This window comes from Methylobacterium sp. UNCCL125, from assembly GCF_900116795.1.
GTDB lineage: Bacteria > Pseudomonadota > Alphaproteobacteria > Rhizobiales > Beijerinckiaceae > Methylobacterium > Methylobacterium fujisawaense.
The window spans coordinates 17,132-28,864 of the sequence record NZ_FPBW01000046.1; the positions used below are offsets into that span (position 1 = coordinate 17,132).

Consider the following 11,733-nt stretch of genomic DNA (forward strand, 5'->3'; position numbering starts at 1 on the left):
CGCGTCGCGCTCGTTCAGCGGCGTCGGTGTCCGCCTCGGACGGGCGGCCATCGTCGCCGGGCGGGGAGAGGGAGGCGTCGCGCCCCGCCCCTCATTGCAGCTTCGGGCACTGCTCGCCGGGATCGACGTCCTTGAAGGTGCCGGCGACCTTCACGGTGCCGTCCTTCTGGATCTGGCCGAGATACATGGTCAGCGGCGCGTGGTGCTGCTTGCTCATGGTGATCGTGCCCCGCGGCCCGGTGAAGCTTACCGTCGGCAGCGCCTCCAGCACCTTGGCGGTCTCGGTCCCGCCCGCCTTCTCGACCGCGGCCTTGTAGAGGTAGATCGCCTCGTATTCCGGCACCGAGAGGTCGTTCGGCGTGCGCAGCTCCGCGCCGAACTTCTTCTGCATCGCCGCCAGGAACGCCTTGTTCTCCGCGCTGTCGATCCCGGTGACGTAGGAGGCCGAGAGGTAGACGCCCTCGGCGTCCGCGCCCATGCTCTTGGCGGTGCCCTCGTCCAGCGCGAGGTTGGCGAAGGGCAGCGTCACGCCGGCGCCGCGCAGCTGCTTCGTCAGCGTCACGTTCGGCGCGCCGCCCGCCGTCGAGGTGATCAGCGCGTCGGGCTTGGCCTCCTTCAGCTTGGAGATGATCGCGGTCCAGTCGCTGCCGTCCATCGGCAGGTATTCCTCGCCGAGAACCTTGCCGCCGGTCTTCTCGACGTAGCTCTTGGCGAAGCCCAGCATGCCGCGGCCGAAGGCGTAGTCGCTGCCGATCAGGAAGTAGGTCTTGGCACCCTGCGCCTTGAAGGCGTCCACCACCGGCGGAACCTGCTGCTCCGGCACCCAGGCGTCCACGAACATGTTCTTGTTGCAGGAATGGCCCTCGTAGAACGAGGTGTAGATGTACGGCACCTTCCCCTTGGTGACGGCGGGCAGGCCGGCATTGCGCGCCGCGCTCGTCTCCATGGAGATCAGGACGTCGACCTTCTTCTGGTAGATCAGGCTGTCGAAGGCCTTCTGGGCGCCCGCCGCCCCGGAGGCGTCGTCGGCGACCTCGAGGACGAGCTTGCGGCCGAGCACGCCGCCCTTGGCGTTGATCTCCTCCACGGCGAGTTCGGCCGACTGCACCACCGAGGGGGCGACGACGCTGTTGGCGCCCGACAGGCCGATCGGGATGCCGATGACGATCGGCTTGCCGTCGGCGGCCTGCGCGGCCGTGGCGGCGAGGGCGAGCGCCGCGGCGCCGGCGAGGGACCATTTCACCATGAACGAACTCCTTGGGACGGACGGGAAGGGTTACGGATCTCGGCTCAGCCGTAGATGTCGGTGCGGCGGTCGCGCAGGAGCGAATTGAACCGGTTCAGGTCCTTGCGGCCGGCCGCGTCGAGATCGACCAGCGCCGAGAGGGTCTCGGTCCGGTCGCGGCTCGCCGGGCCGGCGAGCGGCCAGCCCTTGGGGCCGACGATCAGGCTCTGCCCCTCGAAGGGCTGGCCGCGCTCGGTGCCGACCCGGTCGGCGCAGGCGATGAAGAGGCCGTTCACATGGGCGGCGGCCCGGTGCAGGGTGTTGGCCATGGCGGCCTCGCCCGCGGGCTGGTCGGGCATCGGCACCCAGTTGGTCGGGATGCAGACGATCTCGGCGCCGCCGAGCGCCAGCTGCCGGAAGGTCTCGGGGAACCAGCCGTCGTAGCAGATGGCGACGCCGACCTTGCCAAGCGCCGTGTCGAAGACCGGGAAGCCGAGGTCGCCCCTGGCGAAGAACACGTTCTCCTGGTCCCAGAGATGCGCCTTGCGGTAGGTGCCGATATAGCCCTCCGGCCCGACGATCACGGCGGCGTTGTAGAGGACGTCGCCGGCGGATTCGGCGATCCCCGCCACGATGTGCACGCCGAGTTCCGCGGCCAGCGCCGCCCAGGCCCGGGTGGTCGGGCCCTCCGGCACCGGCTCGGCCAGGGCGGCGGCCTCCGCGGCGGATTCGAACACGTAGCCGGTGCTGGCGAGTTCCGGCAGCACGATCAGCCGGCTGCCCGCGGCGGCGGCCGCGCGGACGAGATCGGAGGCCTGCGCCAGATTCGCGTCGACCGCGCCGAAGTCCGGCGCGAACTGGATGCACGACACCCGTATCGGCGGGCGTGCAGGACCGTTCGCTTGGATCATGAAAGCTCCAAAACGCAAAAAGCCCCTGGGCGCGGACAAGATCATCCGCGAACCAGAGGCTTCAAAGCCGAGATGTCATGCAGCAATCTTGCTGCGGGGCAACCTTGCCCGGTTAGACTACGATACGCGCCCCGAACCGGACCGCAAGACCATAAATGCGGCAGGCTGCTGCGATCAGGTCTTTTCCGCCAACGCGATGCGCAGGCCGAGACCGCTCATCGCCTCGTGGGCCGAGACCACGCTCTCGGCCACGCTGGCCATCGGCACGCGGGCGGCGGTGGCCCGGTCCCGGAGCATCTTGTAGGCGGCGTCCTCGTCGATCCGGTTCAGGTCCACGAGCAGCCGGACCGCCTTCTCGACGGTGCGGCGGCCCTTCATGGTCTCCTCCAGCCGGTTGATCTTGCTGGTGAGCCGGCCCTCGTAGCCGCGCCGATAGCGGGCCAGGGCGAACTGGGTGAGCACGCCCCGCGGGTGGAGCGGCTTGTTGAGCACGCCGTGGGCATTGACGTCGGCGATCGCCTTCAGGGAGGTCGGGCTCTCGTAGGCCACGATGGCGATGACCGCCGGCTCCAGCGCCTCGATCGACGGCAGCAGGTGCATCACCTGAGCGTCGTCGAGCTGGATGAACAGCGTGTCGATGTCGGCGGGCAGGGCGGCGGGCGGCGGCCACGCCAGGGAGACCGCGCAGCCGAGGCGGCGGAGCTGCTCCAGCAGCGCGGCGCCCTCCTCGTCCTTGGGGTGGATGACGAGGGCGCGGGCGCGCCGCAGGTCGTCCAGGATCTTGCGGGCGGGGGCGGTCACGCGGCGAGACCCTCCTCCAGCCAGTTCGTCTCGAACCGGGACCACGCGAGGTAGGGATCGGGCCGCACGGGCCGGCGCGCCCGCCAGACCACGTCGAACTGCCCGTCGGCCCGGGCGACGCCGATGCCCGGCGTGAGCCAGATGTGCCGCGTCTCGCCGTCGAAGGCGAGGTCGCCCTCCGGCGCCGCGAGGCGCTGGCGCAATGCCGCCGCGCCGAGGCGCTCGGCGTCGAGGGTGCCGGCCTCCGTGAGCGCCCGGGCGAAGAGATGGACCTGCGCGTAGGCGGTCTCCGACCACATGCTGGTGGGGCGCTCGGGCCCGAACCGGGCCTGGAAGGCGGCGACGAAGCGCCGGTTCTCCTCGCTCGCAAGGGACCCGAAATACGGGGCCGCCAGGACGTGGCCGGTGCAGTGCTCGGGACCGATCGCGTGGATCTGGCCCTCCGCCAGGGTCAGGCTGGCGATCGGGCAGCGGGCGCGGTCGATGCCGGATTCCGCGTAGGCGCGGTAGAGCCGCTCGGCCCCGCGCCCCACCACGGTGGAGAAGACCGCGTCCGGCGCGGCGTCGCGGATCGCCGCGATCATGGCGGCATGGGCCGCGTCGTCCGCGTCGAGGGCCGCGTACAGCTCGCCCACGATGGTCCCGCCCTTCGCCTCGATCAGGTCGCGCATGACCCGGTTCGATTCCCGCGGGTAGATGTAGTCGGAGCCGATCAGGAAGATCCGCCGCCCCTGCTCCTGCAGGAGGTAGTCGGCCAGGGCGAAGACGTTCTGGTTGAGGGTCGCACCGGTGTAGATGATGTTCTCCGAGTACTCGAAGCCCTCGTAGATCGACGGGTACCAGAGCAGGCCGTTGTGCCGCTCCATGGTGGACAGCACCGACTTCCGGCTCGCCGAGAGCGAGCAGCCGAACACCACCTCGACCCCGTCCTCGGCAAGCATTCGCCGGGCCAGGGTGCGGTAGGCGTCGGTCTCGCCGGCGGGGTCGTAGCAGACCGGCTCGATCGGGCGGCCCAGCACGCCGCCGGCCTGGTTGATCTCCTCGATCGCGAGCGCGGTGCCGAGGAAGTGCTCGGTCTCGGTGATGCCGCTCACCCCGCTGCGGGAGAACAGGACGCCGACCCGCCACGTCGCTTCATCCTTGGCCGCCATGGCCCCTCCCCGCGCGCGCCCAGGCCCGGCGGATCGCCCGCGCCTCGGCCCCGTCCTACCCGACGGACGCCCCCCTGCGGAAGCGTCGGCCCGGTCGCGCGGGCTCGTCCTGGATCCGCGACCGGACATCCCGCTCCGGCCGCTGCGATCCTCAGGCGGTCCCGGCCCCCGGTTCGGCCCGCCGCACCGGCCGGCTGACGAAGCGGGAGCCGGCGAGCAGGAACCGCCAGGGCGTCTCGGCGCCGCGGGTGATCCCGATGCGCCGGTCGCTGACCACCTCGACGGCCCCGGGATCGCCCGCGGCGCGGGGCTCGAACCGGAACGGCGCCCCCGCGAGGGGCGCGCCGTCCAGCGCGTCGGTGACGCCGAGGGCCTGGCAGAGGCGGCCCGGCCCGGCGCAGAGCAGGCGCGGCTCCTCCACGCCGCGGCGCGCCCGCATGGCGGGAAGCCCCTCGTTGGGCGCGAGGGCCCGGAGCAGCACGGCGCTGCCGGGCTCGCAGACGAGGTTCAGGCACCAGTGCATCCCGTAGGAGCGATACACGTAGGCATGGGCCGGCGGCCCGAACATGCTGGCGTTGCGCCGGGTGGGGCCGCGGAAGCTGTGGGAGGCCGGATCGGTGCTGTCGTAGGCCTCGGTCTCGACGATGATCCCGCCGGCCGCGCCGACGAACAGGCGGGCGCCGATCAGGTCGAAGGCCACCGCGGCGGCGCTGCGGGCGAAGAAGGTGTCCAGCATCGGGTCTCCGGCGCGGTCGATACGCGCGATCCTCACGTCCGGGACTCCACGGATCGCCGGCGATTGGAAATAAATCGGACGCGGCGGAAGTCTTGCTGGTACGAGGGACCGTGAATGGCGGGCCCAGAACCGATCTCCTCGGACCTCCCAGCATGGTGCGCACAGCCTCGATCGCGACGCTTCGATCCGCCGATGCGGGCGCGCAACCCCGATCCGCCACGCAAGCCGCGCGGATCCGCCTGAACCTGCGGCGCCTCCGGCTGGCCAGCGGCGTGGTCCTGTTCGGCTACGTGCTGACCCACCTGCTCAACCACGCCCTGGGCAACATCTCCCTCGACGCCATGGAGGACGGCCTCGACCTCGTCACGGCCGTCTGGCTCAATCCCGTCGGCCTGACGCTGCTCTACGGCGCCCTGGTGCTCCATCTGCTGCTCGGGCTCCAGGCGCTCTACGCGGCCCGCTTCTTCCATTGGCGGCCCTCCGAGGCCCTGCAGCTGGTCTCGGGCCTGCTGATCCCGACGCTCCTCATCAGCCACATCACGGCGACCCGGATCTCCTTCGTCACCGAGGGGCTCGACAAGGGCTACGCGCAGGAACTCTACGCCTTCTGGATCGCCTCGCCGACGCTCGGCCTGCTGCAGGTCACGGTCCTGGTCCTGGCGTGGATCCACGGCTGCATGGGCCTGTATTTCTGGCTGCGGCTGAAGCCCGCCTTCGGGCGCATGGCGCCCTGGCTGCTGGCGCTCGCGGTCCTGGTCCCGGTCCTGTCGCTGCTGGGCTTCGCGCAGGGCGGCCGCATGATCCTCACCCTGGCGCAGGATCCGGCGTGGCGGGCGGTGGCCCTCCAGCCGGTCCATGTCGGGCTGCCCGATCAGGTCGCGCGGCTCGCCGCCATCCGGGACGGGCTGCTCGGGACCTATGCGGGCCTGGTGGCGGCGGTGGTCGCAGCGCGCGGCGTGCGGACCCTCGCCGAGGTCAAGCGCGGCACGATCCGGCTCAGCTATCCGGACGGGCGGGTGGTGCGGGTCCCCCGGGGCACCAGCGTGCTGGAGGCGAGCCGGCGCAATCGGATCCCCCATGCCAGCGTCTGCGGCGGCCGCGGCCGATGCTCCACCTGCCGCATCCGGGTGACGGACGGCAGCGACGGCGCGCCCAGTCCCGGCCGTACCGAGCGGTCGGTCCTGGAGCGCATCGCCGCCGGTCCGGGGGTGCGCCTCGCCTGCCAGTTCCGGCCCGAGACCGACATGGCCGTGGTGCCGCTGCTGCCGCCGCAGCCGCGGATGCGCCAGGCCGACCTGCTCGACCGGGCGCAATCCGGCGAGGAGCGCTTCATCGTGGCGATGTTCGTCGACCTGCGCGGCTCGACCCGGCTCGCCGAGGAGCGCCTGCCCTACGACACGGTGTTCATCATCAACCGCTTCCTCGGCGCGGTCGGCGACGCCGTGCGGGAGGCCGGCGGCTCGACCAACCAGTTCCTCGGCGACGGCCTGCTGGCCCTGTTCGGCCTGGAGACGGAGCCCGGGCAGGCCGCCCAGGACGCCCTGCGGGCGATCGACCTCATCGCCGACGCCGTCGACACCCTGAACCGGCTGCTGGCGGCCGATCTGGAACACACGCTCCGGTACGGGATCGGCGTGCATGCGGGCCTCGCCATCGTCGGCGAGATGGGCGACGCCACCGATGCCCGCTTCACGGCGCTGGGCGACACCGTCAACGTCGCCGCCCGCCTCCAGGGCCTGACCAAGACCCTCGGCTGCGTGGCCGTGGTGTCGGAGGCGGTCTATCAGGCGGCCCGCGTGGCGCCGGAGGCGATCCGCGACATCGCGGTGGAGGGCCGCTCGGAGGCCGTCCGGGTCAGCACCCTGGGCCGCCTCTGAGGCGGCGTCCGGGCGGGACGCGCGGGCCGTCCCCGCGGGCAGATCCTGCCCCGTGCTCCTGTTCCCATGCCCCCGGCCCCGCCGCCGCGCCTCAGGCCCGTTGCCGGTCCGCTGCCCCGAGGCGCGGCGCCAGGGCCAGCATCAGCGGCACCACGGCGAGCGCCGTCCCGGCCGCCGCCACCGCCGCCCAGTGCGGGCCGGCCGCGTCGCCGAGCCGTCCGTAGAGCAGCGGCGCCGCCAGCGCGCTGCCGCCGAGCGTCCAGGTGTAGAACACCGCGAAGGCCCGCTCGACCCGACCGCCCGGGGCCAGTTCCGGCACCGTCCCGTAGAGGACCGACGAGGTGCCGTTCAGCATCACGCCGAGGAGCGGCAGCAGGATCAGCCCGGGGGCCAGGGGCAGGACGATCACCGCCAGGATCGCGAGCGCCGTCCCGGTCTCGGTGAGGATCACGGTCCGGGTCACGCCGAGGCGTTCCCCGAGGCGCCCGCACACCGCCTTGCCGAGGGCGCCGCCGATGAAGACCAGCGAGAGCGCGAGGCCCACCGTGGTCAGCGCCGCACCCTTCTCCTGCAGCAGGAACGGCAGGTAGAGCAGGAAGGCCGGCCGCGCGGCGTTGTCGAGCATGCCGATGGCGACGAGGAGCCCGAACCCCGCGCCGGGTGGCGATCCGCCCGCGACCCGGCGGGTCGCCCGCTTGGCGGCCGCCTGGGCGCTGCGTGACTGCGGCTCACGCGGAAGCAGGCGCCCGACCAGCACCGCCACGAGGACGCCTCCGCCGGCGATCACCCAGAGGGCGTGGCGCCAGCCCGACAGGGTCAGCAGCAGCCCGACCAGGGGCGGGACCGCCGCCTTCCCGAGGTCGCCGGTGAAATTGTAGGTGCCGAGGGGCCCCCGCGCCGCCGCGCCGTAGGCCCGGGCGATCACCGCCGAGGCCAGGGGATGCTGGGTGCTGCTGCCGGCGCCGCCGAGCAGGAGGCCGACCCCGAGCCCGACGAGGCCGCCCGAGGCGCCGGCGATCGCGTAGCCCGCCGCGCTGAGCCCGGTGCCGAGCACCAGCACGATGCGGGCGCCCCAGGCCTGGGCAAGGCGGCTCGCCGGCATCTGCAGCGCCGCCAGCGCGCCGTTGTAGAGCGACCGCAGGAAGGCCAGGGCGACGTAATCGAGGCCGAACTCCGCCTGCCAGACCGGCAGCAGCACGTAGATCAGGTCCGTGTAGCCGTCGTGCAGGGCGTGGTTGACCCCGGTGGCCAGGAGTGTGCGCCGGGCCTCCGGCGGGGACGCGGTTTCGGAAGACGCGGTCGGAACGGACGCGACGGACATCCAGCCATCCTTCGTGGTTCCGATCCAGGATGGCGGTCTGGCGGGGGGCTGACAAACGCCTTATGCTGACGCTCGCGTGAGGAAACCTGACCCGTGCATCGTCGCCTGCCGCCCCTGAACGCCCTGAAGGCCTTCGAGGCGGCCGCGCGGCACGGGAGCTTCACCCGGGCCGCGGACGAGCTGCGGGTCACCCACGGCGCGGTGAGCCGGCACGTGCAGATGCTGGAGGGCTGGCTCGGCCTGCCGCTGTTCACGCGCCACAACCGGCGCGTGGTCCTCACCGAGGCGGGGGTCGCCTACGCCACCGAGATCGGCGCCGCCCTCGACCGGATCGCCCTGGCCACGGCCCGCCAGGTCGAGCGCGGGCGGCCGCGCCTGCTGCACGTGAATGCGCTCGCCACCTTCACCCTGCGCTGGCTGATCCCGCGCCTGTCCGGCTTCCAGGTGGCCAACCCGGCGATCGAGGTCCGGCTGACGACCTCCAACGTGCCCCTGGCGCAGCTCGCGGAGCCGTTCGATGTCGCGATCCGCGGCGGTCCGGAGACGCGCCCGGGCCATCGCGCGGAGCCGTTCCTGTCCGAACGCCGCATCCCCGTCTGCAGCCCGGCCCTGCTGCAGCGCCTCCCCCTCGCAGGGCCCGAGCAGCTCCGGCAGCACACCCTGCTGCACGCGGCGACGCTCCCGCGGGTCTGGCCGGACTGGCTGCGGGCGGCCGGCGTGCCCGATCTGGAGCCGCAGGCCTCGGTGACGCTGGAGCATTTCTACCTGACCCTCCAGGCCGCCCTCGACGGGCTCGGGATCGCCATGGGGCCCGAGCGGCTGATCGCCGACGACGTCGCGGCCGGCCGCCTGACCCTGCCCTTCGCGGGCCCGTCTCTGCCGGCACGGAGCTACTACACCTACGTCCCGGAGCCCCGGGCGGAGGATCCGGCGGTGCGGGCCTTCTGCGGCTGGCTCGCCGAGGCGGCCCGGCAACCGTGAGATCCCGTCTTTGCGAGCGCAGCGAAGCAACCCAGTGTCGCGCAACGTTGGGGCTCGTGGCGCCGCTGGATTGCTTCGCTGCGCTCGCAAGGACGGTTTCGGAGTGGCGTCCGGGCGCGGTTCCGCGCATGGATCGGATCCGGAACGCCCCCGACCGCGTCAGGGTTTGCGTGAGACGCTTCTGCCGAAGGTGACCGCATGGCGCGCAAGCGTCTCCGCCCGACCATCGAGAGCCTGATCGAATCCCTCGGGCGGCTCGGCCTGTCCCCGGAGGCCGTCGACCTCGACCGGCTGCTCGCCGATCTCGAACTGCCGGAATACGGCGCCGAGGTGGAGGACGACCGCGTCGCCCGCGCCGTGCGCGCGATGCAGGCCGCCCGGGCCTTCGCGGAGACCGGCATCCCGGCGGTCCGGAAGGCCGTGCCGAACCTCCGGGCCGTGGTGACGAAGGACCACCGCATCACCTGGCTGATCCGGACCGAGATCCCGCTCCTCGACAACGGCCGCCTGGACCTGCGGCTCGACATCGCGCCGGAGCCGGAGGCGGCCGAGATCCTGGCCCGCATGGCCGCCCGGAACGACCCGGCCCACCGCCTGGACGCCCTGCGCGAGGCCGTGACGCGCACGGCGCTCCAGGCCACCCGCGCCCTGCACAAGCCGGTCGACCGGCTGCGGGCGCAGCTCCTCGTCGACCTGCGCGAGGTCGGGGCGGACGCCGCCGCCTACATCGCCCACATGGACCGGTCGCTGCGGTCCCGGGTGTTCACCTACGGCCCGAAGCTCGCCCGGGGCCTCAACGACACGCTCACCCCCGTGCGCCGGCACGCCAAGGCGGTGGCCCGCGAGGGCTCGCGCCTGCGCCGTCTGCGCGATCAGGTCGGCTTCGGCGCCTATATCGAGCGCTTCACCGCCGCCCGGCGCCTCAACCGGACAATCCTGTTCCACATGGGGCCGACCAATTCCGGCAAGACCTACGCGGCGCTCCAGCACCTGACCGCGGCGGAGACCGGCGCCTACCTCGCGCCGCTCCGACTCCTGGCCCTGGAGAATTACGAGACCCTGCGCGAGCGGGGCTTGCGCGCCGGCATGATCACCGGCGAGGAGGTGCTGGGCGCGGCCAACCCCACCCACACCGCCCGCACCATCGAGACCGCCGACCTGACGCGGCCCATCGACGTGGCGGTGATCGACGAGATCCAGATGCTGTCGGATCCCGACCGCGGCTGGGCCTGGACCAACGCGCTGTTCGGCGTCGCCGCCAAGACCGTGATCGTCTGCGGCTCCGACGACGCCCTGTCGTATGTCCGCCGCGCCGCCGAGGCCGCCAACGAATCCCTGGAGGTGATCCCCTTCACCCGGAAATCGCCGCTCCTGCTCGTGGAGGAGCCGGTCCCCCTGGAGAAGGTCGAGGCCGGCGACGCGGTCGTGGCCTTCTCCCGCCGGGCCGTGCACGAGAACCGCGAGATCCTCGTCGCCCGGGGCCACCGGGTGGCGACCATCTACGGTGCCCTGTCGCCCGAGGTCCGGCGGGCCGAGGCCGCGCGCTTCCGCTCGGGGGAGGCCAACGTGCTGGTGACCACCGACGCGATCGGCATGGGGCTCAATCTCGGGCCGCTCAAGCGGATCGTGTTCTCGGCGGTGCGCAAATGGGACGGCAGCGCCGAGCGGGCGCTCACCCATTCCGAGATCCGGCAGATCGCCGGCCGGGCCGGCCGTTACGGCCACCAGGATGTCGGCTACGTGGCGGCGACGGACGCGGTCGCCATCGAGCCGATCCGGATCGCGCTGTCGGGCGCCCCGACGGCGCCCGCGGCCGACACGCGCTTCTTCGTCCGCCCCGATCTCGGGGCGATCCGCTCGGTGGCCGAGGAGATGCGCACGCACAGCCTCACCGAGGTGCTGACCCACTTCGCCCGGGCGACCTTCTACGCCGGCTCGCCGTTCCAGCCCTCGGCCCTGGAGGAGGTGCTGGAGGTGGCCCGGATCGTCGACCGGGCCCGGCTGCCGATCGAGGAGAAGTTCGCCTTCTCGGTCTGCCCGATCAACCGGCGCGACGAGATCGCCATGGGCCTCCTGGAGCGCTGGTGCCAGGCCCGGGCCGCCGGCCTCACGGTCCCCGCCCTCCGGGGCAACCTCGCGGGGGCGCTCGACTATCAGGAGCGGACCGTGAAGCTCGCGAGCGCCTATCTGTGGCTGTCCCGACGCTTCCCGGAGACGTTCGACGACGGGGAGGCGATCCGGCACATGCGCGGCCGCGCCAACGACGCCATCGAGCAGCACCTGCGCGAGACCGCGACCCGCAAGGCCGAGCGCCGGAGCCGGCGGAGCAGCGGAGCGCGGTGACTGGGACCGCGCGCTCGGCGCCAAAGAAAAAACCCGCCGCGCTTTTGGGCGCGGCGGGTTTGTGTGTTTGGTTGCGGGGACAGGATTTGAACCTGTGACCTTCAGGTTATGAGCCTGACGAGCTACCGGGCTGCTCCACCCCGCGCCAAGAGTGTCTCGGCGTGTCCGGGGCGCCTGCCGCGATGGGCGGTGACGCTGTCGTCCGGGGCCGGATCGGTGTCGTGTCGAGGGAATGCCGATTGCGATGGGCGGGTCTGGCGGCGACCGACTCTCCCGTGTCTTGAGACACAGTACCATAGGCGCTGGCGTGTTTAACGGCCGAGTTCGAGATGGGATCGGGTTCTGGGCACGCCGCTCAGGCCACCAGACCGGCGCATCGCAATTCTT

9 protein-coding genes, 1 tRNA gene and 1 rRNA gene are annotated in these 11,733 nt (G+C 72.4%); 3 read left to right on the forward strand and 8 right to left on the reverse strand.

Annotated features, from left to right (window positions below; translation table 11 throughout):
• Positions 1-91 precede the first annotated feature (91 nt).
• The 5 genes from BM396_RS29550 to BM396_RS29570 form a co-directional block, all read right to left on the reverse strand.
• Positions 92-1,246 (reverse strand): substrate-binding protein, encoded by a 1,155-nt coding sequence (locus BM396_RS29550; RefSeq protein ID WP_043387287.1) that lies wholly within the window; start codon positions 1,244-1,246, stop codon positions 92-94.
• 44 nt (positions 1,247-1,290) lie between these two features.
• Positions 1,291-2,136: a nitrilase family protein gene (locus BM396_RS29555; protein ID WP_043387288.1), complete on the reverse strand. Its 846-nt coding sequence runs from the start codon at positions 2,134-2,136 to the stop codon at positions 1,291-1,293.
• A 174-nt stretch (positions 2,137-2,310) separates the two neighbouring features.
• A complete protein-coding gene (locus BM396_RS29560) occupies positions 2,311-2,937 on the reverse strand; it encodes an ANTAR domain-containing response regulator (protein ID WP_043357993.1) in 627 nt (208 codons plus the stop codon).
• Entirely contained in the window at positions 2,934-4,088 is a 1,155-nt protein-coding gene (locus BM396_RS29565) for a transporter substrate-binding domain-containing protein (protein WP_043387289.1), read from the reverse strand. The genes BM396_RS29560 and BM396_RS29565 overlap by 4 nt, the downstream gene beginning before the upstream one ends.
• Before the next feature lie 151 nt (positions 4,089-4,239).
• Complete coding sequence (locus BM396_RS29570) at positions 4,240-4,824, reverse strand: DNA-3-methyladenine glycosylase (protein WP_043387291.1); 585 nt, start codon at positions 4,822-4,824, stop codon at positions 4,240-4,242.
• A 152-nt stretch (positions 4,825-4,976) separates the two neighbouring features.
• On the opposite strand from BM396_RS29570, the gene BM396_RS29575 reads away from it, so the two are divergent.
• Positions 4,977-6,701: an adenylate/guanylate cyclase domain-containing protein gene (locus BM396_RS29575; protein ID WP_043387292.1), complete on the forward strand. Its 1,725-nt coding sequence runs from the start codon at positions 4,977-4,979 to the stop codon at positions 6,699-6,701.
• Between the two features lie 91 nt (positions 6,702-6,792).
• Here BM396_RS29575 and BM396_RS29580 read toward each other — a convergent pair whose 3' ends face one another.
• Positions 6,793-8,022: an MFS transporter gene (locus BM396_RS29580; RefSeq protein ID WP_043387294.1), complete on the reverse strand. Its 1,230-nt coding sequence runs from the start codon at positions 8,020-8,022 to the stop codon at positions 6,793-6,795.
• Positions 8,023-8,115: 93 nt separating this feature from the next.
• Between BM396_RS29580 and gcvA the strand changes: the two genes are divergently transcribed.
• Together gcvA and BM396_RS29590 are read left to right on the forward strand one after the other, a co-directional pair.
• On the forward strand, positions 8,116-9,003 hold the full coding sequence (gene gcvA / locus BM396_RS29585) for a transcriptional regulator GcvA (RefSeq protein ID WP_043387295.1): 888 nt from the start codon (positions 8,116-8,118) through the stop codon (positions 9,001-9,003).
• Between the two features lie 198 nt (positions 9,004-9,201).
• The gene (locus BM396_RS29590) at positions 9,202-11,346 is read left to right on the forward strand and encodes a helicase-related protein (RefSeq protein ID WP_043357983.1); all 2,145 of its coding nucleotides are present in this window, start codon (positions 9,202-9,204) and stop codon (positions 11,344-11,346) included.
• A 68-nt stretch (positions 11,347-11,414) separates the two neighbouring features.
• On the opposite strand, the gene BM396_RS29595 is transcribed toward BM396_RS29590, so the two are convergent.
• Both BM396_RS29595 and rrf read right to left on the reverse strand, forming a co-directional pair.
• Positions 11,415-11,491: transfer RNA gene (locus tag BM396_RS29595), tRNA-Met, on the reverse strand.
• A 107-nt stretch (positions 11,492-11,598) separates the two neighbouring features.
• A 5S ribosomal RNA gene (gene rrf, locus BM396_RS29600) occupies positions 11,599-11,714 on the reverse strand.
• Positions 11,715-11,733 lie beyond the last annotated feature (19 nt).

Bases quoted from the DNA above. Each gene is read 5' to 3' on its own strand.
- BM396_RS29580 (WP_043387294.1), bottom strand. From the start codon at position 8,022: ATGTCCGTCGCGTCCGTTCCGACCGCGTCTTCCGAAACCGCGTCCCCG.
- BM396_RS29550 (WP_043387287.1), bottom strand. From the start codon at position 1,246: ATGGTGAAATGGTCCCTCGCCGGCGCCGCGGCGCTCGCCCTCGCCGCC.
- BM396_RS29590 (WP_043357983.1), top strand. From the start codon at position 9,202: ATGGCGCGCAAGCGTCTCCGCCCGACCATCGAGAGCCTGATCGAATCC.
- BM396_RS29555 (WP_043387288.1), bottom strand. From the start codon at position 2,136: ATGATCCAAGCGAACGGTCCTGCACGCCCGCCGATACGGGTGTCGTGC.
- BM396_RS29570 (WP_043387291.1), bottom strand. From the start codon at position 4,824: ATGCTGGACACCTTCTTCGCCCGCAGCGCCGCCGCGGTGGCCTTCGAC.
- BM396_RS29565 (WP_043387289.1), bottom strand. From the start codon at position 4,088: ATGGCGGCCAAGGATGAAGCGACGTGGCGGGTCGGCGTCCTGTTCTCC.
- BM396_RS29575 (WP_043387292.1), top strand. From the start codon at position 4,977: ATGGTGCGCACAGCCTCGATCGCGACGCTTCGATCCGCCGATGCGGGC.